This window comes from Nonomuraea sp. NPDC049637, from assembly GCF_040675235.1.
Lineage (GTDB): Bacteria > Actinomycetota > Actinomycetes > Streptosporangiales > Streptosporangiaceae > Nonomuraea.
The window spans coordinates 20,775-42,766 of sequence record NZ_JBFAOM010000033.1 but is presented as its reverse complement, the minus strand read 5'-3'; the positions used below and the strand labels follow the sequence as shown (position 1 = coordinate 42,766).

The 21,992-nt window shown below is 74.3% G+C and carries 19 protein-coding genes; 2 read left to right on the top strand and 17 right to left on the bottom strand.

The window, feature by feature from the left end; all coding sequences use genetic code 11:
• Positions 1 to 2: 2 nt before the first annotated feature.
• From AB0J71_RS34825 to AB0J71_RS34810, 4 genes are all read right to left on the bottom strand, one after another.
• Entirely contained in the window at positions 3 to 1,559 is a 1,557-nt protein-coding gene (locus tag AB0J71_RS34825; protein ID WP_364418144.1) for an alpha/beta hydrolase, read from the bottom strand.
• Between the two features lie 92 nt (positions 1,560 to 1,651).
• A complete protein-coding gene (locus AB0J71_RS34820) occupies positions 1,652 to 3,466 on the bottom strand; it encodes a glycoside hydrolase family 15 protein (RefSeq protein WP_352319593.1) in 1,815 nt (604 codons plus the stop codon).
• A gap of 30 nt (positions 3,467 to 3,496) precedes the next feature.
• The gene (locus AB0J71_RS34815; protein WP_364418142.1) at positions 3,497 to 4,741 is read right to left on the bottom strand and encodes an RNA polymerase sigma factor; all 1,245 of its coding nucleotides are present in this window, start codon (positions 4,739 to 4,741) and stop codon (positions 3,497 to 3,499) included.
• Positions 4,734 to 5,075, bottom strand: coding sequence for a YciI family protein (locus tag AB0J71_RS34810; protein ID WP_352319589.1), 342 nt, complete (start codon positions 5,073 to 5,075; stop codon positions 4,734 to 4,736). The genes AB0J71_RS34815 and AB0J71_RS34810 overlap by 8 nt, the downstream gene beginning before the upstream one ends.
• 276 nt (positions 5,076 to 5,351) lie before the next feature.
• Between AB0J71_RS34810 and AB0J71_RS34805 the strand changes: the two genes are divergently transcribed.
• Entirely contained in the window at positions 5,352 to 7,658 is a 2,307-nt protein-coding gene (locus tag AB0J71_RS34805) for a tetratricopeptide repeat protein (RefSeq protein WP_364389157.1), read from the top strand.
• Between the two features lie 9 nt (positions 7,659 to 7,667).
• Here AB0J71_RS34805 and AB0J71_RS34800 read toward each other — a convergent pair whose 3' ends face one another.
• Positions 7,668 to 8,354 (bottom strand): alpha/beta fold hydrolase, encoded by a 687-nt coding sequence (locus AB0J71_RS34800; RefSeq protein WP_352323220.1) that lies wholly within the window; start codon positions 8,352 to 8,354, stop codon positions 7,668 to 7,670.
• A gap of 11 nt (positions 8,355 to 8,365) precedes the next feature.
• A complete protein-coding gene (locus AB0J71_RS34795; protein WP_352323221.1) occupies positions 8,366 to 9,319 on the bottom strand; it encodes an alpha/beta hydrolase in 954 nt (317 codons plus the stop codon).
• 185 nt (positions 9,320 to 9,504) lie between these two features.
• On the opposite strand from AB0J71_RS34795, the gene AB0J71_RS34790 reads away from it, so the two are divergent.
• Positions 9,505 to 10,230, top strand: a complete 726-nt coding sequence (locus AB0J71_RS34790) for an alpha/beta hydrolase (protein ID WP_364418140.1) — start codon at positions 9,505 to 9,507, stop codon at positions 10,228 to 10,230.
• Between the two features lie 42 nt (positions 10,231 to 10,272).
• Here the strand turns inward: AB0J71_RS34790 and AB0J71_RS34785 are convergent, their stop codons facing one another.
• The 11 genes from AB0J71_RS34785 to hisG form a co-directional block, all read right to left on the bottom strand.
• Positions 10,273 to 11,205 carry a 2OG-Fe(II) oxygenase family protein gene (locus tag AB0J71_RS34785; protein WP_352323223.1) on the bottom strand — a complete coding sequence of 311 codons (933 nt, stop codon included), beginning with the start codon at positions 11,203 to 11,205 and terminating at the stop codon, positions 10,273 to 10,275.
• A gap of 48 nt (positions 11,206 to 11,253) precedes the next feature.
• Positions 11,254 to 11,949: a LuxR C-terminal-related transcriptional regulator gene (locus AB0J71_RS34780; RefSeq protein ID WP_352323224.1), complete on the bottom strand. Its 696-nt coding sequence runs from the start codon at positions 11,947 to 11,949 to the stop codon at positions 11,254 to 11,256.
• A gap of 58 nt (positions 11,950 to 12,007) precedes the next feature.
• Positions 12,008 to 12,733: a GntR family transcriptional regulator gene (locus tag AB0J71_RS34775; protein ID WP_352323225.1), complete on the bottom strand. Its 726-nt coding sequence runs from the start codon at positions 12,731 to 12,733 to the stop codon at positions 12,008 to 12,010.
• Complete coding sequence (locus AB0J71_RS34770) at positions 12,730 to 13,659, bottom strand: PfkB family carbohydrate kinase (protein ID WP_352323226.1); 930 nt, start codon at positions 13,657 to 13,659, stop codon at positions 12,730 to 12,732. Before AB0J71_RS34770 ends, AB0J71_RS34775 begins: the two co-directional genes overlap by 4 nt.
• Positions 13,656 to 14,567, bottom strand: a complete 912-nt coding sequence (locus tag AB0J71_RS34765) for a hypothetical protein (RefSeq protein ID WP_352323227.1) — start codon at positions 14,565 to 14,567, stop codon at positions 13,656 to 13,658. The genes AB0J71_RS34770 and AB0J71_RS34765 overlap by 4 nt, the downstream gene beginning before the upstream one ends.
• 1 nt (position 14,568) lies before the next feature.
• Positions 14,569 to 16,671, bottom strand: a complete 2,103-nt coding sequence (locus AB0J71_RS34760) for a N,N-dimethylformamidase beta subunit family domain-containing protein (RefSeq protein WP_352323228.1) — start codon at positions 16,669 to 16,671, stop codon at positions 14,569 to 14,571.
• Positions 16,671 to 17,891 carry an ABC transporter permease gene (locus tag AB0J71_RS34755; RefSeq protein ID WP_352323229.1) on the bottom strand — a complete coding sequence of 407 codons (1,221 nt, stop codon included), beginning with the start codon at positions 17,889 to 17,891 and terminating at the stop codon, positions 16,671 to 16,673. The genes AB0J71_RS34760 and AB0J71_RS34755 overlap by 1 nt, the downstream gene beginning before the upstream one ends.
• Complete coding sequence (locus AB0J71_RS34750; protein ID WP_364418138.1) at positions 17,888 to 18,979, bottom strand: ABC transporter permease; 1,092 nt, start codon at positions 18,977 to 18,979, stop codon at positions 17,888 to 17,890. Before AB0J71_RS34750 ends, AB0J71_RS34755 begins: the two co-directional genes overlap by 4 nt.
• Positions 18,976 to 19,995 (bottom strand): BMP family ABC transporter substrate-binding protein, encoded by a 1,020-nt coding sequence (locus AB0J71_RS34745; protein ID WP_352323231.1) that lies wholly within the window; start codon positions 19,993 to 19,995, stop codon positions 18,976 to 18,978. Before AB0J71_RS34745 ends, AB0J71_RS34750 begins: the two co-directional genes overlap by 4 nt.
• Before the next feature lie 148 nt (positions 19,996 to 20,143).
• Entirely contained in the window at positions 20,144 to 20,950 is an 807-nt protein-coding gene (locus AB0J71_RS34740) for an HAD family hydrolase (RefSeq protein WP_352323232.1), read from the bottom strand.
• Positions 20,947 to 21,813, bottom strand: coding sequence for an ATP phosphoribosyltransferase (hisG, locus tag AB0J71_RS34735; protein WP_364418136.1), 867 nt, complete (start codon positions 21,811 to 21,813; stop codon positions 20,947 to 20,949). The genes AB0J71_RS34740 and hisG overlap by 4 nt, the downstream gene beginning before the upstream one ends.
• Positions 21,814 to 21,992: the final 179 nt, after the last annotated feature.

The window sequence follows — 21,992 nt, the reverse complement described above, 5'->3', positions numbered from 1 at the left end:
GTTCAGGAGCGCCAGGTCCAGCCCGGCAGACCCGGCACCGGCCCGGCCGGACGGCGAGGCCCGGCGGTGAGGCCCCGGGCGGGCGGCACCGCCGGGCAGTGGGCGCCGGGGGCGGGCAGGGCCAGCGTGGTCAGGTAACGGTCCACGGCCCCGGTCAGGCAGGGGCTGCGGCCGTAGGCGCCGTGGCCCCAGCCGTCGTACGTCAGCAGGCGGGCCTCCCGGCCGATCTGGCGGGCGGTGCTCAGCGCCCACGGGTAGCCGGTCGCCGGGTCGTGCAGGCCGTTGACGAGCAGCAGCGGCGGCGTGCCCGAGACGCGCAGCCGGTGTTGCGGGTCGGGGATCGGCGTGGGCTGGCCCAGGCAGGCGACGGTGAGCGAGACCGAGATCGGGCTCATCCGCATGTCGGGCGCGATGGCCGCCAGCCGCCGCAGGTGCCGCTCGAAGGCCCGCTGGTCGCGTACGGGGAGCAGGTAGTCCTGGCAGATCACCTGCGTGACGTCGTTGAACACCTCCTGGTCAGGGCCGGGCGGCGCGAGCGGCGGCACGGCGCCGGAGCCGGCGTCGAGGTCGCGCAGGAACGTGGCCAGGCCGGCCCAGTCGGGGGCGTAGAAGGTGCTGAACGTCAGGTAGAGCAGCGTCGACGGGGTGAGCGGGCCGTCGGGCAGGCGCAGCTTGCCGCGTCCGGCCCGGGCCAGCAGGTCTCCCAGCAGCGCCCGCACGTCACGTCCGCGCAGCACGCAGGCGGGGGCCGTCGCGCACCACGAGACGAACGCGTCGAAGGAGTCCTGGGTGGTCCAGGTGTCGGTGTCGAGCATCTCGGCGGTGCCGAGGCTGTGGTCCATGTTGCTGTCCAGGGCCAGCGCGCGGACCCGCCCGGGGAAACGTTCGGCGTAGAGCTGGCCGATGAGGGTGCCGTAGGAGATGCCGTAGAAGGTGAGGCGTTCCTCGCCGAGCGCCGCCCGCAGCGCCTCCAGGTCGCGGACGACGGACGCGCTGTCCACGTGGTCGTAGAGCGGCCCGGTACGGGCCCGGCAGTCCTGCCGGTAGCGGGCGTTGTACGCCAGCCGCCGGTCGAAGCCCGCCTGGTCGCGTGTCAGCGGGTCGGGGGCCTGCCGGGCCAGCGGCAGCGAGCAGAGCACCGGATGGCTGCGGGCGACGCCGCGCGGGTCGAAGCCGACCACGTCGAAGCGGGCCGTCAGCTCCGGGCTGAGCCGCAGGTCGTCGCGCAGGACGGCGTCCACGCCCGAGTTGCCGGGGCCGCCCGGATTGATCACCAGGGAGCCGATCCGGGCGGCGGGATCGGTGGCCGGACGCCGCGCCACGGCCAGGTCGAACGCCGGACCGCCGGGACGGGCCCAGTCGACCGGCAGGGTGAGCCGGGCGCACTGGGCGGCCGGATCCTCCGGGCACGGGGACCAGCCGGCGCCCGGGGTCGCGGCGACGGGCGGGGTGGCGGCGACGGGCGGGGTGGCGGCGGCGGGCGGGGTGGCGGCGGCGGGCGGTAACGGGACGAGCACGGCCACGAGGAGGGCCAGTGCCGCAAGGATCGGTCGCAGCATGAGATGTCCCATCGGGTCGGGGGGTGACACCGATCATGAGCTTCCGGCGGCTCCCCCGATACCCCCCGGGTCACGCCTTGGGATCCCCGCGGTCAGCCGAGGGCGCGGTCGAGATTGAAGGCGGCGCTGATCAGGGCCAGGTGGGTGAACGCCTGCGGGAAGTTGCCCTGCTGCTCGCCCGTACGGCCGATCTCCTCGGCGTACAGGCCGAGGTGGTTGGCGTAGGTCAGCATCTTCTCGAAGGCCAGGCGGGCCTCCTCCACCCGGCCGGCGCGGACCAGCGCCTCGACGTACCAGAAGGAGCAGATGGAGAACGTGCCCTCCTGGCCGCGCAGGCCGTCGGGGCTGGCGTCCGGGTCGTAGCGGTAGACCAGCGAGTCGGACACCAGGTCGGCGGTGAGCGCGTCGAGCGTGGACAGCCACTTCGGGTCGGTGGGCGAGACGAACTTGGCCAGCGGCATCATCAGCAGCGCCGCGTCGAGCACGTCGCCGTCCTCGTGCTGGACGAACGCCTGCCGCACGTCGGACCAGCCGTGGGCCATGATCTGCCGGTAGAGATCGTCGCGCGCCCCGCGCCAGTGGGGGATGTCGGCGGGCAGGCCGCGGCGGGCGGCCATGCGCATGGCGCGTTCGATGGCGACCCAGCACATCAGCCGGGAGTACAGGAACTTCTTGCGCCCGCCCCTGGTCTCCCAGACGCCCTCGTCGGGCTGGTCCCAGTTGTCGCAGACCCAGTCGACCAGGGCGCAGACGGCGTCCCAGTGGTCGCTGGAGATGGGCTTGCCCCATTTGTCGTAGAGGTAGACGGAGTCGAGCAGGGCGCCGTAGATGTCGAGCTGGAGCTGGCCGGCGGCGGCGTTGCCGACGCGTACCGGGGCCGAGCCGCGGTAGCCCTCCAGGTGGTCGAGCTGCCGTTCGGGCAGGTCGGTACGGCCGTCGATGCCGTACATGATCTGGAGGGGGCCGTTGGGGCCGGCGGGGCACAGGCTGACGTGCCGGGTAAGGAACGACATGAACGCCTCGGCCTCGCCGGTGAAGCCCAGCCGGAGCAGGGCGTAGACGCAGAAGGCGGCGTCGCGGACCCAGAGGTAGCGGTAGTCCCAGTTGCGCTCGCCGCCGATCAGCTCGGGCAGGCTGGTGGTCGGGGCGGCGACGATCGCGCCGGTCGGCGCGTACGTCAGCAGCTTGAGCGTCAGGGCCGAGCGGTGGACCATCTCCCGCCACCTGCCCCGGTAGCGGGAGGCCGACAGCCACTTGCGCCAGAACGCGACCGTGGCGGTCAGCTCCTCCTCCGCCTCGACGTGCGGGCAGCCGCGGGGCGGGATCTCGGCCTCGACCCGGTCCAGCGCGAAGACCTCCGACTCGCCCTCCACGAGGGTGAAGCACGCCCGCACGTCCCTGCCGTCGCACTCGACCGGCACGGTGGCGCTCAGCGCGAGCGTCAGGTCGGCGGACTCGAAGACGGTCAGGCCGTCGGCCTCGCGCACGACGTGCGGCTGGGCCCCGTAGCCGAAGCGGGGGGCCACCCGCGCGTGGAACGGCAGCGAGCCGCGCACGCAGAGCACCCGGCGGATCAGCCGCTGCCGGCCGCTGCCGCCCTGCTCGCCGATGATCGGCATGAAGTCCTGGATCTCGCCCACCCCGCTCTCGGTGAAGAAGCGGGTGATGAGCACGTTGGTGTCGGGGAAGTAGAATTGCTTGGTGCGCGCCGGCACGTCGGTGGCCAGCTCGAACGCCCCGCCGCGGTCGGCGTCGAGGATCGCGGCGAACACGCTGGGCGAGTCGAAGGCCGGGCAGCAGTACCAGTCGATGGTGCCGTCGGTGCCGACCAGGGCCACGCTGCGCAGATCGCCGATGAGGCCGTGCTCGGCGATCGGCAGGTAGCGGTCACCGTCTGCTCCACCCATCGCAGCAGTTCTCCCTGGTCAGGGCGGTGCTCAAACCTCGTGCCCGGCCTCCTCCAGCGCGGCCAGGCGGCGGCGGACGTGGGCGCGCTCGGGCTCGCTCCCGGCCGTCCGGAGCGCGGCGCGGTACGCCTCGGCGGCCTCGGGCAGCCGGCCGAGCCGGTGCAGCAGGTCGGCGCGGGCCAGCAGGTACGGGTGGTAGTCGCGCAGCCGCCGGGCCCCGGCCGGCTCCTCCAGCAGCGCCAGCCCGGCCTCGGGCCCGTCGCGCATGGCCACGGCCGCCGCCCTGTTCAGCGCCACCACCGGGGAGGGGTCGAGCGCGAGCAGCACGTCGTACAGGGCCACGACCTGCGGCCAGTCGGTCGTGGCCAGGTCCGGGGCCTCGTCGTGCAGCGCCGCGATCGCGGCCTGGACGCCGTACGGGCCGGGCGGGCCGCCGCTGAGCGCGGTCACCACCAGCGCCGAGCCCTCCTCGATCATGGCCCGGTCCCAGAGGCCGCGGTCCTGCTCGCCGAGCAGCACCGGCTCCCCCTCGGGCCCGGTACGGGCGGCGCGCCGCGCGTGCACCAGCAGCAGCAGCGCCAGCAGCCCGGCGACCTCCCGCTCGGCGGGCAGCAGCCGGTGCAGGATCCGGGCCAGCCTGATCGCCTCCTCGGCCAGGTCGAGCCGCTGGAGGAAGGGCCCGGAGCTGGCCGCGTAGCCCTCGGTGAAGATCGAATAGATCACCTGGAGCACGCCGGGCACCCGTTCCGGCAGCTCGTGGGCCTCCGGCACGCGGAACGGGACGCGGGCCTGCCTGATCTTCTTCTTGGCCCGGACGATGCGCTTGGCCATCGTCTGGGCCGGCACCAGGTAGGCCCGCGCCACCTCGGGGGTGGTCAGGCCGGCCAGGCAGCGCAACGTCAGCGCCCCGCGGTCCTCGGCCGGCAGCGCGGGGTGGGCGCAGGTGAAGAAGAGCCGCAGCCGTTCGTCGGGCAGGCCGCCGTCCTCGCCGGGGGGCGCTTCCGGAGCGGCCCGCTCGGCCTCCGCCGCCAGGACGGCCAGCCGGGTGGCGAGCGCCTGCTCGCGTCTGAGCCGGTCGACCGCCTTGCGCCGCGCGGTGGTCATCAGCCACGCGCCCGGGTTGGGCGGCACGCCCTCGGCGGGCCAGTGCCTCAGCGCCGCCTCGACGGCGTCGGAGGTGACCTCCTCGGCGAGGTCGAGGTCGCCGAAGCGGCGGACGAGCGCGGCCAGCAGCCGGCCGCGCTCCTCACGGAAGACGGCCTCGATCTCACGCATCGAAGTCGGCGACCGGGCGCACCACCACCGAGCCGCCGCCGCGCGCACCCGGGCAGCGCACGGCCCAGTCGAGGGCGGCGTCGAGGTCCGGCACGTCGATCACGTAGAAGCCGCCCAGGACCTCGCGCGTCTCGGCGTACGGGCCGTCGGTGACGGTGGGCGTGCCGTCGGCGCTCACCCGTACGGTGGTGGCGGTCACCAGGTCGGCCAGCGACTCGCCGGAGACCAGGATGCCCGCCTCCCGGACGGACTTGTCGTAGGCCATCCACTCCTGGAAGTCGCCCGGCTCCTGCTCGTCGGAGGTGCCGGCGTTGATCAGCAGCATGTACTTCACGGTGTTCCCCTTCACGGTCGGCGTACGGCGGGGCCGCCGTACGCCTTCACCACGAACGGGACCCGCCCGGATGGACACGCCACGACGATGAGTTTTCCGGGTCCGTCCGGTCATTGTCACGACACGTCACATCAGGTGGACCGACGAGCGTACTGCGAGCATGTCCGGACCGTGACGTACACCTCCATCGACCAGCACCTCAGCCCGTTTTCCGGCAGATAAGGTTGACATGCGGCGTTTCGGGGGTTTCGCCGCTCACGATGCTGAGGGGGACGGGTGGCGGAGTCGTTCGGCACGATGCTGCGGAGCCTGAGACACGCCGCCGGGCTGACCATCGAGGAGCTCTCCCACGCCTCCGGCGTCAGCGTGCGCGCCATCGGCGACATGGAGCGGGGGGCCAGCCGGGGCCCGCAGCGGCGCACCGTCGAGGCCCTGGCCGAGGCGCTGCGGCTGGACGAGCCGCGGCGCACGGCGCTGTCCGACGCCGCCCGCGCCGGCCGCCCCCGCCAGGACGCCGCGCCGGGCGCCTGCGAGCCGCCCCGCGGCGTGGGCGACTTCACCGGCCGCGAACGTGAGCTGCGCCTGCTGCGCGACCTGGCCGCCCGCACGACCGACCGCACCGCCGAGGACGCGCCCGCCGTCGTCGCCGCCGTCTCCGGAGCCGCCGGCATCGGCAAGACCGCCCTCGCCGTACGCGCCACCGCCCACCTGGCCGACCTCTTCCCCGACGGCCGCTTCTACCTGGACCTGCGCGGCATGGACCCGGTCCCGCTGGACCCCGGCACGGCGCTGTCCCGGCTGCTCAACGCCCTGGGCGTGGCCGAGCGGCGCATCCCGGCCGACGAGGAGGACCGCGCCGGCCAGTACCGCGCCCTGCTGCGCGGCCGGCGCTGCCTGGTCGTCCTGGACAACGCCGCGCACGAGGCCCAGGTGCGCCCGCTGCTGCCCGCCGAGGGCCCGGCGATGACGCTGGTCACCGGCCGCCGCCCGCTGGCCGGGCTGGAGGGCGTGCACCAGGTGCCGCTGGCGCACCTGGCGGCCGGGGAGTCGGCCGCGCTGCTGCGCGCGATCGTCGGCGCCGAGCGCGCCGACGCCGACCCGGACGGGGTCGCGCGGGTGGCCGACCTGTGCGGGAACCTGCCGCTGGCGCTGCGCATCGCCGGGAACCGGCTGCAGAGCAGGCCCGGCTGGACCGCCGGGCACCTGGCCGCCCGCCTCGGCGACGAGGGACGCCGGGTGGAGTCGCTGGCCGCCGGCGACCTGTCGGTGGCGGCGGCCTTCGCGCTGTCGTACCGGCAGCTCTCGGCGCCCGCGCGGCGCGGCTTCCGGCGGCTGGCGCTGGCCGCCGCGCCGGACTTCGGGGTGCCGATGACGGCCGTCCTCGCCGAGCTCGGCCCGGACGAGGCCGAGGACGCCCTGGAGGAACTGGTCGATCTCGGGCTGCTGCAGTCGCCGTACCCCGGCCGCTACCGCTTCCACGACCTGGTACGGCTGTTCGCCCGCGCCCGGCTGTCCGACGAGGAGCCCATGACGGCCCAGCGGCAGGCGCGGCGGCGGATGGACGACTGGCTGCTGGAGGTCGCGACCGTCGCCGGGCGCTGGTTCGAGCCGGGCTACGGCGCGCCGCCGTCCGGGTGGAGCTCGCTGGTCGAGCTGGACAGCGCGCGGCAGGCGCAGGAATGGCTCCAGGCCGAGGGCACGGCGTGGCTGGCCGCGCTGCGGCAGGCGGCCCGCGCCGGCGAGCACGCGCGGGTCGTCGAGGTGGCCGAGGCCATGCACTGGTTCTCCGACCTGTGGATGCACTGGGGGCACTGGCCCGAGGTGTTCGAGCTGTCGTCCGGCGCGGCCCGCGAAGCGGGCGACCGTGCGCAGGAGGCGGTTCATCTCAACTACCTGTCCTGGGCGCGCACGTACTGCCAGGGCCGCCACGACGAGGGCGAGCGGACCGCGCTGCGCGCGCTGGAGCTGGCCCGCGAGGTCGGGGACGTGCGCCAGCAGGGCTGGGCCCTGACCTACGCCACCTGGGCGCTGTGGGGACGCGACGAGCGGCGCGCCACGGAGACCGGCCTGGCGCACGCGCGGCGGGCGGCGGAGTGCTTCCGGCAGGCCGGCGACCCCGAGGGGTACGCCCAGGCCATGCTCAGCGTCGGCAACGGCCTGCGCCGGCTGGGCCGCATCGAGGAGGCCGTACGGCACGGGCTGGAGCTGCTGGAACGGCTGCGCGACCCGGCGTTCGGCGGCACGCCGGTCATCGTCGCCCACGCCGTCGGGACGGCGCTGGACCTGCTGAGCGACGGCTACTTCGCGCTCGGCCGCTGGCAGGAGGCCGCCGACCACTACCGCGAGGCCCTGGTCGAGCTGCGCAAACGCCCGATCAACCGGGCCACGGCCCAGACCCTGACGCACCTGGGCCGGGCGCTGGTCGAGCTGGGACGGCGGGAGGAGGCCCGCGAGGCGTTCCAGGAGGCCCTGGAGCTGTACGAAGCCTCCGCCGACGCCGTCCGGGCGGCCCGCGTGACCGCAGAACTCACCCGCCTGGCCCTGGCCGGGACCACGGTGACGACCCCGGAAGGCGCCCGCTGAGCGGGCCGGTCAGGGGTCCACGAACCGTTCGATGAAGGTCAGGGCGGTGCCGCAGACCTCGCGCCAGCCGCTGTCCACGGTCATCGAGTGCCCGCGCCCCGGCAGCTCGACGATCTCGGTCAGATGGTGCCGGTTGCGCGCCTGCCACAGGTAGGAGGCGTGCGCGGCGGCCCACGGGACCGTGCGGTCCAGCTCGCCGGCGACCAGCAGCAGCGGCCCCCGGTCCGGCGCGGCGCCGTCGAGGCCCCACGGGTCGGCCGCCTGCGCCGCCTGGACGGCGTACGTCTCGTACAGCCGCCTGGCCTCCTCCTCGCCGACGGCGTTGGCCACGGCGTGCCGGAAGCGCCCGTACGTGAGCGCCCCGCGGAACGGCGCCGGGCTGATCGCCACGCAGGCGCAGGCCAGCCCGCGCCCGGCCAGGATCTGCGCGACCAGGCCGCCGGCGGCGTGGCCGACCAGGGCCGGCCGGCGCGCCAGCCCGCCGATCAGCCCGGCGAAGTGCCCTGCGGCAGGCCCGGCGAACTCGCCGTCCTCGGGCCAGGAAGGGACGACGGGGACGAACCCCGCCTGCCCGAACACCTCGGCCCAGGGCTCCCAGCTCTCGGCCAGCAACCACGGGTCGTGGACGAAGACGACCGGGACCCGCCCGGTGGCGTTGGCGTGCCGCACCTGGTCGAGGTCGTAGGCGGAGGGCATGGCGCGGGAGGTCAGCTCTCGTGCAGGGCCCGGCGCAGCGTGCCGGCGGCCAGCTCGATCGCCGACCCGGCCGCGTACGTGCCGCGCAGCGCGTTGAGCATGACGAAGTCGTGGATGATGCCCTGGTAGCGGACGGCGGTCACCGGCACCCCGGCCGCGCGCAGCTTGGCGGCGTACGCCTCGCCCTCGTCGCGCAGCACGTCCGCCTCGCCGGTGATGACCAGCGCCGGCGGCAGGCCGGCCAGTTCCTCGACGGTGGCCCGCAGCGGGGAGGCGGTGATCTCGGCGCGCTCGGCCTCCGAGGTCGTGTACTGGTCCCAGAACCACTGCATGCCGTCCCGGCGCAGGAAGTAGCCCTCGGCGAACTGCCGGTAGGACTCGGTGTCGAAGGACGCGTCGGTCACCGGGTAGAACAGCACCTGCCCACGCAGCGACAGCCCGCCGCGCCGCTTGGCCATGATGGTCAGCGCGGCGGTCATGTTGCCGCCCACGGAGTCGCCGGCCACCGCGACGCGCGTGGCGTCCAGGCCCTTGGCTGCGCCGTCGGTGACGATCCAGCGGGCGACCGTCCAGTTCTGCTCGATGGCCACGGGGTAGCGGTGCTCGGGCGACAGGTCGTACTCGGGGAAGACCACGGCGGCGCCGGCACCGGTCGCCAGCTCGCGGACCAGCCGGTCGTGGGTGTGGGCGTTGCCGAAGACCCAGCCGGCGCCGTGGATGTAGATGATCACCGGCAGGGCGCCGGTGCTGCCGGCGGGCCGCACGATGCGGGCCCTGACCTCGCCGGTGGGGCCGCCGGGGACCGTCACCCACTCCTCGTCCACGGCGGGCAGCTCGACCGGGCCGGACTGCACCTCGTTCACGGCCTTGCGGCCCTCCTCCGGCGGGAGCTGGAAGAGGTACGGCGGCTCGGCGGTGGCCTCGGCGAACGCCTGAGCGGCGGGTTCCAGGACGGGCTTGATCATGATCGCTCCAGGAAGGAAGGGGTGGGAAGCAGGGGGGCCGTTCCCCATCCAAGCGACCGGCCTGGGGATAGACGAGGCGGAACCACAGGCAGAAGTACGTTTCCGCCTCGTGCGCGCGAGCGGCCCGGCTGTTGGATCGCCACCGGGGCCGACCGGTCCCTTTCGCCCCGAGAAGGAGTTTTTCCATGACGGAGAGCACCACCCCGACGGTCGTCCTCGTGCACGGCGCGTTCGCCGACGCGGCCAGCTGGTCCGGCGTCATCGCCGAGCTGCAGCGGGACGGCGTCCCCGTGGTGGCCCCGCCGAACCCGCTGCGCGGCCTGGCCTCGGACGCGGCGTACGTCGCCTCCGTGGTGGCCCAGATCGACGGCCCGGTCGTGCTGGCAGGCCACTCGTACGGCGGCGCGATCATCACCGTGGCCGGCGCGGCGGACAATGTCGTCGGCCTCGTCTACGTCGCCGCGTACGTCCTGGAGGAGGGCGAGAGCCTGGGCGAGCTCCAGGGACGCTTCCCCGAGCCGCCGCTCGGCGCGAGCCTGCGGCAGGCCGCCTACCCGCTGGCGGACGGCGGCGCCGCCGTCGAGTTCACCATCGCCGCCGACGCCTTCCCCCAGGTCTTCGCCGCCGACGTGCCGGCCGAGGTCACCCGGGTCCTCGCGGTGGCGCAGCGGCCCCTGGCGGCCGGGGCGTTCACCGAGACGGCGGCCACGGCGGCCTGGCGGACCAGGCCGTCGTGGGCCGTCATCGCCGACGCCGACCAGGCCATCAACCCCGACGTGCAGCGGTTCGGGGCCGAGCGGGCCGGCGCGACCGCCGTGGAGCTCGCCGGCGCCTCGCACGCGGTCGCGGTGTCGCGGCCGAAGGAGGTCGCCGACGTGATCCGCGCGGCCGTCCGGGCCAGCGCCTCCTGATCGCCTCCTGACGGCCTGCCCGGCCGCCAGGAGGCCGGGCGGTCAGGACTGCTTGCCGAGGCCCTGGAAGCGGCTGTCGATGAAGTCGCCCCAGGTGGCGTTCAGCGACATCAGCTCGCCGTCCACCATCTTCCACTGGCGGGCCTTGTGCTGCGGGTAGGCGAAGAGCACCGACGACAGGCGCTCGTAGCCGGCGGGCATCGGCTTGGTGTGCACCCGGTGCGTGGACGGCCGGAACCGCCCGTCGGAGGCGCTGGTGAGCATCCGGCCGATGTTGCACAGCACGACGTCGGTCCCGGCGATCACCGGCTCGACCCAGGTGCCGTCGTGCAGCACGTACTGCAGGCCCTGGTCGGACGGGGGAAGCTGGAGGCCGAGCATCTGGATGCCGGAGTGCTCGTGGGCCAGCACCTCGCGGTCGCCGACGTCCCGGTAGTGGATCACCCGCAGGTTCGTCGCGTCGTGCGAGAGGTCCAGCTCGGGCGTGCCGGGCGGCATCATGCCCCGGACGACCTCGCCGAAGAGCGAGATCAGCCGGAAGGCGATGTCGAACACCTCGGCGGCGCGGGCGCCGAACTCCGGGAAGGCCCGCAGCACGTCACCCGCCCCGGGCGGCTGGTCGCCGATCATGGCGCCGCTGACGTGGATGAACTCCTTCGGGTCGGGCACGCCGTTGGCCAGGCGCGGGATCTCCGAGTTGTACGGGAAGAACCCGTGCGTGCCGCCGACGGCGAGCTGCGGGACGACGTCGTAGGCGTAGTCGGACAGGCTCGGCCCGGTCGCCCGGCAGGCCGCGGCGAACTCGTTCATCATGGCCTCGACGCGCTCGCCGATGCCGGGCACCTCCGCGGCCATGAAGCCCCATCCGGTCAGCTGCGACCTGATGGCTTCGGTGGCGGCGGCCATGTCGGCCTCGATGTCATGCAGCCTGACGACGGGGGCGCGGCCGCTGAGTTCCATGAGAGGGACGTCCATTGTCACTCCGTTTCTCGATGACCGTTCGGGGATGGTTCGTCGTACGTGCTACGTGCCGGTGCTGCTCAGGTGGCGCGGGTTGCGGACGGCGGGGTCGAGGCCGAGACGCTGGGCGACCAGGGCGACCTCGGTGCGGTTGGAGCAGTTGAACTTGACGAGCAGGTTGGAGATGTGGCGCTTGACGCCGTGGATGGAGATGCCCATCGAGCGGGCGATCTGGTGGTTGCTCATGCCGCGCAGCAGCAGCGCCAGCACCATGTGCTCGCGCTCGGTCAGGCGGCCGAGCAGGTCGGGGCCGCCCCTGGACGGGACGGGCGCGTCGCCGCGCAGCAGCCGATCGAACATGCCCGACAAGCCGGCGACATTGATCTCCTCCCACGGCAGGCGACCGGCCAGCCCGTAGCGCTGGGCGACGCAGGGGGCCGGCTCCTCCCCCTGACGCACCATGGCCAGGATCTGCGGGCGGGCCCGGCGGGGGCGTCCGCCGAGCACGTCCGGCAGCACGGCGAGCGGGATCACCGCGACGTCGAAGTCCTCGCCGGCCAGCAGCAGCCGGGCCTCCGCGCAGCTGCGCACGACCGCGACCCCGGCCACGTTCGGCACCTTCATCAGCAGCGGCGGGAGCCCGTAGAAGGAGACCTCGTCCTCGGCGAGCCAGAAGACGGACAGCCTGGAGCACCTCGCCCGGAGGCTGGAAGGGGAGGCCGGGATCGGCTGGGCGGCCTCCAGCGTGATGGCACTCATCGCATGATCCTCTCTGCGTCGGCGAACGGCGGTCGGTCGGTACGCGGCGGCGGCTCACTCAGTCGCGGCGTCTCACCAGGTGGAAGGAGAAGTCGGTGCCCCTGTGGTAGTCCTGCGAATACAGCACCGGCCGTCCGGCGCTGTCGTGGTGGGTCTGGAGGAGCAGCAGCCAGGCGCCGCCGTCCTCGTGGGTGCCGATGCGCTCGGCCTGGGCGTGGCTGAGGGTCACCGCCCGGACCTGGGCGACGGCGTAGGCGATGGTGTGGCCGTGCTCGGTGAGGAGCTGGAACAGCGAGCCGGTCCAGTCCACCTCGTCCATGGGGCGGCCGATGAGCGAGCGCGGGAACAGGTCGATGGAGTACAGCAGCGCGTCGTCCCGGTGCCGGCGCAGGCGTTCCAGCCGGACGATGGCCTCGCCGGGCGGCAGTTGCAGCAGCTCGCGCTGGTGGCGGTCCGGCTCGGTGGCCACGACGTCGAGGACGGTGTTGTCGGCGGTGAACCCGCGGCTGGCCAGCATCTCGGTGACGCCTTCGAGGCGGGTCAGCGGCCGGTCCAGGCTGGGCTGCGAGGTGAGGTAGCGGCCGTCGCCGTGCCTGGCCTGGATGAGCCCTTCCTGCTCCAGGAGCTTGAACGCCTCTCTGATGCTGGTGCGCCCGACGTCGAACAGGGTCATGAGCTCGTTCTCCGACGGCAGCCTGTCACCGGGGCGCAGCCCCTGCTCGACGATCAGGGCGTGCAGCCGGTCACGGATCTGGATGGCCAGGGTGGGATGACGTCGTGTCACGCGGGTCTCTCCTGCACGGACGGACCGCGGAGCGGGGCGATGCCGAGCTCGGCGGCCGATGGGTAGCTGGGGGCACAGAACCGGCGCGTGACCGAGACGGTCGCCACCTGGCAGGCGAGCCGGACGCCGCGCTCCAGGCCCGTGCCGGCGCAGAGGGCGGCCGCCAGGGCGCCGGTGAAGGCGTCACCCGCGCCGGTGGTGTCCACAACGCGCACGCTGGGGACGCCGATCAGCATAGTGCCGCCGTCGTCGGCGATCTCGGCGCCGTGCTCGCCGCGGGTGACGACGACGGTGCGTCCCCTCGTCCGGCCGCGCAGGTCGTCCAGGTCGCCGGGGGTGTCGCCGGCCAGCGCGGTCAGCTCGCCCTCGTTGAGCACCAGCACGTCGGCGCGGGCCAGCAGCTCCTTCCCGGTGCTCTCCAGGAACGGTCCCGCCGGGCTCGGATTGAGCAGGACGCGCACGCCCGGCGGGGCCGCCGTCGCGGCGGCGTACGAGATCTCCAGCGGGATCTCCCCCTGCAGCACGAGCACGGCCCCGGCGGGCAGGCCGGCGGCGACGGCGGCCGCCTGGGCGGGCGGCAGCAGGTCGGCGGCCCCCGGCCAGGTCATCACCATCTGCCCGCCGCCCGCGTCGACGTAGACGAAGCTGCGCCCGGTCGCGACGCCGACGGCCGTGGTGCACTCGCCCACCTCGATGCCCTCGGCGCGCAGCTCGGCCAGCGCCACCGGCCGGGCGGCGTCGTCACCGAGGCAGCCGACGAAGCGGGCGGCCGCGCCCAGCCGGGCCGCGGCGACGGCCACGTTCGCGGCCTTGCCGCCGTGCGCGGTGGCGTAGTCGGCGGCGTTGACGCTCTCGCCCGGCTCCGGCAGGTGGTCGCCGAACATGTAGAGGTCGACGATGTAGGCCCCGACCGCGACGACGGTCACGAGCCCAGCCCCAGGGCGCAGGGCGCGATGCTGTCGGCGTCGACGGTCACCCGCACGTCGGGGTGGTGGTGCGCGAAGGTCACCGGGAGCAGCACGTCCGGCTCGGTGGTGAGCAGCAGCACCCGGACGATGTACCGCTTCCAGGCGCCCCCGTCGGTGATCAGGTGCAGCCGGCGGGCGGAGAGGATCTCCGACATGCCGACGGTGATCGCCATCCGCGGGATCGCCTGCGTGTAGCCGCCGGTCACCCGGTGGGAGTGGGCCACGATCGTGTCGTCGAGCAGGGGGACGACGCGCGTGGTCGAGGCGGCGAACTCCGCGGCGGTGTACTGGTGCCAGCGCGTGGACGGCGGCTCGTTGAAGGCCAGGTGCCCCCGGTAGCCGAAGCCCGCGTAGCAGGTGTCGGCGCCGCCCTCGGCGCGCAGGCGCTCGCCGAACGCGTCGGGGTCGAACACGTCGGGGAAGACGACGTTGCCGGGATGGGGCCGCAGGTCGGGGTCGAGGAGCTGGTAGAGGTTGCGGTCGCAGTAGCCGCGGAAGCTGAAGGGATGGGAGGGGTCCACCGGCCGGCCCTGCCAGTCGAGGAACTCGTCCATGTGGAAGGCGAAGACGTCGGCCCAGCTGATGCGCTCCTCGTTGCAGATGCGCGCCAGGATCGGGTACTGCGCCTTCGGGCCCACGGGCAGGATCCAGCGGGTGGGCTCGCCGCGCATGTTGCGGGCGCGTAACTCGTCGGCCATCTCCCGGGCCAGCCGGTAGTAGAGCTCGGTGGTGTCGGGGTAGACGGTCAGCGGGTGGCGGGCGATGGCCGCCAGTTCCTCGGCCGGCATGGACAACATCTCGTCGGTCAGCTCGGCCGACGTGCGGGGATAGGGGTAGTCGAGGTGCCTCGCGCTCGCGGTGGTCACGTCACTCCTCCTCACAAGCTGCGGGTTGCAGGAATCGGGACAGGACGTTTCGGGTGATTCGCCTGATGTCACCGTCACAGCAGGCGAGGCTGGTCACCCAGTTGACGGATCCGGCGGCGAACACCGCGCCGCCGGATCCGAGCAGTCGCAGGGTCATGTCGGCGCGTACGGCCCCCGCGCCCGACCCGGCCTCCTCGGTGGGGGGCCGGTAGTGGTGGCTGTGGCCGCCCGCGGAGGTCGCGAGCACCAGGGTGTCCGGCGGGGTGCCGAGCTCGGGCGCGGCCCGGTCGATCTCGTCCCCCGCCGCACCGCCGAGCGCGAGGCCGCAGCAGCCCACCGGGTCGGTCCCGACGCCCTCGAACACCCAGGACGCCTCCTCCCGGCGGCTGTCGGGCAGGCGGGTGTAACCGGGGGCGGGCCCCCAGCCCTGGGCGGCGAAGCCGACGCCGAGCAGCTCCTGCGGCGCCAGGCCGCGGTGCCGCCAGAGGCCGCCGGGCTCGCCGGTGGAGGTCAGCACGTCCTCGCCGGGCTCGTCGTCCCACCAGTCGCCGACGTGGCCGCGGCGGACCTCGATGGCGTGCGGGTGCCGGGGGTCGACGCCGGTCACCCAGTAGAACCCGTTGCCGCCCAGGTACATGAGCCGGCCGCCGCCGGACACGTACGCGCCGAAGGCCGCGCGTTCGGGGGCGGTGACGTACTCGGGGTGGCTGCCGGTCAGGACGACGCGGTAGGCGGACAGCAGGTCGGCGCCGCCTTCGTGCACGTCCTCGTCGGCCAGCACGTCGAAGGCGAAGCCCGCCGAGCGCAGCCAGCGCAGCAGCAGCAGGTCGGCGGCGAAGTGGCGCGGCGCGCCGGTCATCCACCAGCGGTAGTCCGGGGTGAGGTTGAGCACCGGGCGGCGTCTGGAGGAGTGGGTGACGTGGCCGCCCTCGCGCCGCTGGTCGTACAGGGACAGGCCGAGCTCGCGGTGCTCGTTGAGGTAGGCGTCCACCGGGGAGAGCGTGATCACGCGGTCGGTGACCTGCCGGTAGTCGCCGAAGTACTCGGCCTCGCTGGACTGCCGGTGGTTGGCGTAGGCGAGGTAGGTGAAGGTGGGCAGGACGACCGCGACCGGGTTCCTGCGCGTCGCGTCCGGGCGCAGCACCACCGGCAGCACGCACGACTGTCCCCGGGTCCGCAGGCGGACGCCGAGCACGGTGGAGCCGGCGTCCCGCGGGACGGTCAGCTCGCAGGTCACCGGCCAGCGGGCGTCGTCGAGGTCCTCCGGGCTGACCTGGAGCGCGGTTCGGGCGCCGCCGCCCGGCCCGAGGAGCCCGGCCAGCGGCCGGTTGACGGCGTTCGCGTGGCGCCCGTTGCCGCTGACGTCCGGGACGACGGGCGCGCCCGGACCGGCGGACGGGTCCCACAGGGCCAGCAGCTCCGGGCCGAGGTGTTTGACCAGTTCGGGACCGGTGGTCAGGTCGGTCAGCGGAACACGGCCGGGCATGGCGAGCGGGCCGTCGGTCAGCATGGGCAGGGCGATCCGGCCCGCGTACGGATGCTCGTCGCCTGCCCCGATCCGCAGCTCGCCCGACGGGGACGGCAGCGGCAGGCGGGCCCGCCCGGCGCTCACGCCCGTGGTGCGGAAGTCGTTCAGATGCAGCACGGTCATCAGCGGCGCCGCCTCCCACGCCACGGCCAGCAGCGACCACTCCCCCGCCGGGACGGCCGAGCGCAGCCGGCAGCCCATGCTCCCCGACGGCGTCAGCACGGTCGCCTCGGGCCGGCCCTCCTCGTCGAGCGCGAGCAGCAGCCGCCATCCTGCGGCGCCCAGCCGGGCCACGACCTGGCGCGGCCCGAGCCGCTTCGGCCGGATCCAGAGGGCGAGGCCGCCCCTGGCGGGCGTCGGCACCGAGGCCGCCTCCAGCCGGGAGCCGGGCCGCAGGGGCCGCGGCGCGACCGTCACCGGCACGGCCGGGGTCAGGTCGCTGTCCCGGACGAGGTCCACGAGCGCGGCGTCGGCGTCGCCGTCCGGGCCGGAGGCGTGCACGGCCAGCCGCTCGCCGGGCGCCGCGGACCAGCGGTCGGCGTACCCCATGAGGCGGGGTTCCCGGTCGACGGCCATCACGCGTCTCCTCGCCGGTAGGGGATGCCGACGTAGGCCGGCATGCGGAGCCGTTGGGCGACCGTGACCAGCACCAGCAGCGTGGTGAGGTACGGCGTGGCGTACACGAGCTGGGTGGGCACCGAGTCGGTGCCCTGGAAGACCGCGAAGGCGGCGGCGCCGAGCAACGCCAGCGTCGCGGCCGCGCGCAGCCGCGTGCGGACGAGCGCGACCGCCGCGACCCAGGCCAGCACGGCCCCGAGCAGCAGCAGCACGTGCACCGCGCTCGCCTGGCGCAGTTGCAGCGCGTCGGCGTAACCGAACAGCAGCGCCCCCGCCGCCGTGCCGGACGGCCGCCAGTTGCCGAAGATCATGGCGGCCAGCCCGATGAAGCCCCGGCCGCCGGTCTGGCCCTCGCGGTAGACGGTCGAGGAGACGGTGACCAGGTAGGCCCCGCCGAGCCCGGCCAGCCCGCCGGAGACCAGCACGCCGTAGTACCGCATCCGCAGCACCGGGACCCCGAGCGAGTCCGCCGCCGCCGGGTGCTCGCCCGCCGACCGCAGCCGCAGCCCGAACGCGGTACGCCACAGCAGCACGAAGGTCAGCGGGACCAGCGCGACGGCGACCACGGTGAGCAGCGAGACCTCGTGCAGGAAGCCCCGCACGATCCCGGCGAGGTCGGACACCAGGAAGAACCGGCCGCGTTCCAGGGCGCCGAGCAGGTCGGCCGTGCCCCCGCCGCCCGCCAGGACGGGCACGCTGACCGTGCCGATCGACCCGCTCACCGGCGGCGACTGAGTGGCCCCCGCCCCCGGCAGGCCGCTGAAGGCGATGACCGACATGAACCGGGCCACGCCCACCGCCAGGATGTTGATCGCGATGCCGCACACCACCTGGTCGACCCCGAAGGTGACGGTGACGACCGCGTGCAGCAGCCCGGCCGCGACCCCGCCGAGCGTGCCGGCCAGCACCCCGGCCCAGACGCCGAACCCGTACCCGGCCCAGGCCCCGCAGACGGTGCCGATGATCATCATGCCCTCGATGCCGAGGTTGGCGACGCCCGCCCGCTCGCTCCACAGGCCGCTCAGCCCGGCGAGCCCGATCGGGACCGCCAGCCGCAGCGCCGCCCCGACGACGCCCGACCCGGTGAGCTCGTCGGCGCCGGTGAACACCCTGACCACCGACATCGCCAGCAGCAGGACGAGCGCGGCCCGCCACCACCGGTACCGTCCCGCGCTCATGCGGTCGGTTCCAGCGCCGGGGACGCCTGCTCCCGTACGAGCCGCTCGGCCCGCCGGCGTTCCATCCGCCGCGCCACCTCGTAGGCCACCACGACGCTGAGCACGATGACGCCCTGCATGATCGTGACGATTTCCTTGGGGATGCCCTCGATGTCGAGGATCAGCGCCGACCGTTCCAGGAACCCGAAGAGCAGCGCGGCCAGCGCGATGCCCGCGGGCGTGTTGCGGCCGAGCAGGGCCACGGCGATCCCGGTGAAGCCCGCGCCGGAGGGGAAGTCCATGCCGTAGCGGTAGGTCTGGCCCAGCAGGTCGGGCAGCCCGGCCAGGCCCGCCAGGCCGCCGGAGAGCAGCATCGTGACGAGGATCATCCGGCGCGGGTCGATGCCCTGGACGCGCGCCGCCACCGGGTTCAGGCCGCCGGCCCTCAGCTCGTAGCCGTAGCGGCTGCGGGTGAGCAGCACGTGCACCGCCACCCCCAGCACGACCGCGCCCAGCGTGGCCGAGCCGAGCTGGTCGCCCGACGGCAGCGTGAGCTGCGGCAGCCGGGCCGACGGCGGCAGCTCCCGGGTCGAGCCCGAGGTGCTGCCGGCGGCGAAGACCTCGGCCAGCAGGTAGGCGACGACGGCGGTGGCGACGTAGTTCAGCAGCAGCGTGGACAGCACCTCGGAGACCCCGCGCCACACCTTGAGCACCGCGGCGATCCCCGCCCACAGCGCTCCGGCCAGCACCGCGACCAGGCAGACGAACGCCAGGTGCAGCGGGCCGGGCAGCCGCACGGCCGCCCCGGCGACCGCCGCGAACAGCGCGGCCACGTGGTACTGGCCCTCGACCCCGATGTTGAACAGCTTCATCCGGAAGGTGACGGCCACGGCGAGGGCGGCGAAGAAGTAGACGGCCGCCCGGTTCACCGCCGAGACGAGCGAGTCCGGCCGGACCCCGAACTCCAGCATCGTCAGGTACGTCCGCCCCGGCGCGGCCCCCACCGCGGCCAGCAGCGCGGTGGCGACCGTGAGCGCGATCAGCAGCGCGAGCGCCGGGACGGCGAGCACGCCCAGCGCCTCCCGGCCCGCCGCCCGCGCCCGGCTCACCGGCTCTCCGCCGGCCTGGCGGGCACCTTGATCTCACCCGAGACGATCCGTTTGCGCAGCTCCTCCAGCCGCGGCTGGATGTCGGCGAGCTCGCCGCCGCTGGTGGCGTAGCCGACGCCGCCCTCCTTGAGCCCGAACTCGCGCACCCCGGCGATCGGCCGCCCCGCCACCGCGTCCCGGACGATGCTCAGCACCGCGACGTCGAGCTGCTTGGTGGCGCTGGTCAGGATCACCCCGGCGAGCCCGGGATCGACCGTCTTGCGCTGGTCGACGTCGACGCCGATCGCCCACTTGCCGGCCGCCTTGGCCGCCTGGAAGACGCCGAGCCCGGACGCCCCGGCGGCGTGGTAGACGACGTCGGCGCCGCCGTCGTACATGCCGCGGGCCGCCTCCTGGGCCTTGTCGGGGGCGGAGAAGCCGCTGAAGTCGGGCGGCTGGGACATGAACACGCTGGACAGCTGGATGCCGGGTTTCACCGCGCGGGCGCCGGCCGCGTACCCGGCGAGGAACTTCTCCTGCGGCGGCGTCTGCACCCCGCCGACGAAGCCGATCTTCCCGCTGGCGGACTTGAGCGCGGCCGCCGCGCCGACCAGGTAGCTGGCCTGCTCCTCGCGGAACACCACGTTGGTGACGTTGGGCAGCTTCACGGTGGCGTCGTCGATGATGACGAACTGGGTGCGGGGGAAGGCGGGGGCGACCTTCGCCAGCGGCTGGGCGTAGAAGAAGCCGACGGCCAGCACCGGGTTGTGACCGGTCTGGGCCAGCAGCCGCAGGATCTCCTCCAGGTCGGACCCGGCGGCGTTGGGGCTGAGCTCCTTGGCCGAGACGCCCAGCTCGGCCTTCGCGCGGTCGACGCCGGCCCCCACCGAGTCGTTGAAGGATCTGTCGCCGCGCCCGCCGCGGCTGAAGGCCACGCCGACCGAGGTGGCGCCCTTCTTCTCGGCGGCGGGGCTGACGGCGGTGCAGGCGGCGAGCGAGCACAGCGCCGCGAAGAGTGCGAGGACACGGACGAGCACAGGGGCAACGGCTAATCGGGGCACTGGGGCACCTCTCAGACGGGACGCCCGCGCCCGGCGCGGGCCCTGGCGGCCTGCCTCCGCAGGCCGATCCTGGCCGGTGCGTTCCCGGCTCCAGCGACCATCATGAATAGTCGTCAGACAAGCGTCAATACTTCTCTGAGAAATCGGCCGTGGCGTGCCGTTCGAGCCACGCGGCCACCCCGTCCTCGTCGTTGGAGGCGGTCACCTCGCCCACCGCGCCGAGCACGGCGGGATGGGCGTTGGCCACCGCAACCGCGGTTCCGGCCCAGGTCAGCATGGGCAGGTCGTTCGGCATGTCGCCGAAGGCGATCACGTCCGCGCTGCCGATGCCGAGCCGGGACGCCATCGACTCCAGGGCCGCGGCCTTGGTCACGCCGGACCGCATGACCTCGCAGAACACGTCGGCCGAGATGGTGACCTCGCAGCCGGTCAGCAGGCCGCGCACGGTCTCGTAGTACTGGCGGGCGGCGCCTTCGAGCTGGACCATGAGCTTGCCGACGTCGTGCCGGTCGATCTCGTGCTCCAGGCGGGGCACCCGGCGCGCGTCGCGGGCCAGCGGCTCGGGCAGGTGGAAGGCGTCCTCCAGGAGCAGTTCGAGGCGGCACTCGGCGCCCAGGCGCACGCCGGGGAACCGGTCGCGCAGCAGCGCCAGCGTCGCGGCGAGCGGCTGCCGGTCCAGCGGGCGGTAGTCGACCACCTCCTCGCTGCCGAAGTCGAAGGTGATCGAGCCGTTGCCGCAGACGGCGACGGCCGCGTGGTCCAGGGCCGCGGCCACCGGGCGGGTGTCGCGGACCGGCCGCGCGGTCGCGATGACGAACACGTGCCCGGCGGCGCGGGCGCGGCGCACGGCGGTCCTGGTGCGCTCGGAGACCTGGCCGCGGGAGTCCAGGAGCGTCCCGTCGAGGTCGCACACGATCATCCGGCGGCTCACGGCGTGACGTCCTTCCCGACGCGCGACTCGATGACGTCGAGCGCCCCGGCGGCCATGATGCCGCCGATGGTCTCGGCCAGGCCGCGCCGGGCCGCCAGCCCCTGCACGACCACCAGGCTCTCCGTCAGGCCGGTGCCGGCCCGCCAGGACCGCTGCGGCATCGACCCGGCCACCCGCGGCAGGTCGCGCGTGGTGGTGCGCACGGTCAGCAGCACGTGGGCCGCTCCCCCGTCGACCGAGGTCAGCAGCCGCGCGACCCGCTGGATCGCGGCGCGTCTGCGGGCGTCCCGCCAGGCGGCGGGGCTCGCGACGACCTGCGGGAAGCAGGTGCGCAAGGTGGCGACGACCCGCAGGTCGTGCTCGTCCAGGGCGGAGCCGGGGCCGTCGGTCTCGATGACGGCGTCGGCCAGCTCGGGCACCTTGGCCTCCGTGGCGCCGAACGACGGGACGATCCGCACCGGCAGCGGCACGCTCTGGAAGAACTGCCGGGAGATCTTCGGGAAGCCGGTCGCGATCCGGGCCCCGGCGGGCAGGCCGGCGGCGTCCACGGCCGGATGCCCGGAGGGGACGGCGAGCACCAGCCGCCAGGGCGGCACGCACCCGCTCGCCTCGACCAGCTCGACCTTCGCGCCGGTCTCCTCGATCCAGTCGGTGCCGGTCACGCCGAAGTCGAAGACGCCTCGCTCCACGGCGAGCGGGATCTCGCGCGGCTTGTGGAAGGCCACCTCGACGCCGCCGTCGTAGGCGATGCTCGCCCGGTAGCTGCGCTCGGACGGCCGGCGCACCTCCAGCCCGGCCGTGGCGAACAGGTCGAGGACGGGACGCTCCAGGAACGTGCCCTTGGGCAGCGCGAGCGAGACCATGCAGTCCTCCTCGGAACAGGGGGACCGGCCCCCGGCGGCTGGGCGTGCGGCGCGCACCGGCAAGCGTCCCCGTCCGGCCGGGCGGCGGCAAGTGAACCATGGTGGTGGCCGAAGGTTGACTTCGATTCCTGACCGGTGTTCGCGATGATGGAAAAGGGGGGTTCACGGGAGAGGAAACG

Bases quoted from the DNA above. Each gene is read 5' to 3' on its own strand.
- AB0J71_RS34780 (WP_352323224.1), bottom strand. From the start codon at position 11,949: ATGAGTGCCATCACGCTGGAGGCCGCCCAGCCGATCCCGGCCTCCCCT.
- AB0J71_RS34820 (WP_352319593.1), bottom strand. From the start codon at position 3,466: ATGGGTGGAGCAGACGGTGACCGCTACCTGCCGATCGCCGAGCACGGC.
- AB0J71_RS34795 (WP_352323221.1), bottom strand. From the start codon at position 9,319: ATGATCAAGCCCGTCCTGGAACCCGCCGCTCAGGCGTTCGCCGAGGCC.
- AB0J71_RS34785 (WP_352323223.1), bottom strand. From the start codon at position 11,205: ATGGACGTCCCTCTCATGGAACTCAGCGGCCGCGCCCCCGTCGTCAGG.
- AB0J71_RS34760 (WP_352323228.1), bottom strand. From the start codon at position 16,671: ATGGCCGTCGACCGGGAACCCCGCCTCATGGGGTACGCCGACCGCTGG.
- AB0J71_RS34825 (WP_364418144.1), bottom strand. From the start codon at position 1,559: ATGCTGCGACCGATCCTTGCGGCACTGGCCCTCCTCGTGGCCGTGCTC.
- AB0J71_RS34815 (WP_364418142.1), bottom strand. From the start codon at position 4,741: ATGCGTGAGATCGAGGCCGTCTTCCGTGAGGAGCGCGGCCGGCTGCTG.
- AB0J71_RS34800 (WP_352323220.1), bottom strand. From the start codon at position 8,354: ATGCCCTCCGCCTACGACCTCGACCAGGTGCGGCACGCCAACGCCACC.
- AB0J71_RS34790 (WP_364418140.1), top strand. From the start codon at position 9,505: ATGACGGAGAGCACCACCCCGACGGTCGTCCTCGTGCACGGCGCGTTC.
- hisG (WP_364418136.1), bottom strand. From the start codon at position 21,813: ATGGTCTCGCTCGCGCTGCCCAAGGGCACGTTCCTGGAGCGTCCCGTC.
- AB0J71_RS34755 (WP_352323229.1), bottom strand. From the start codon at position 17,891: ATGAGCGCGGGACGGTACCGGTGGTGGCGGGCCGCGCTCGTCCTGCTG.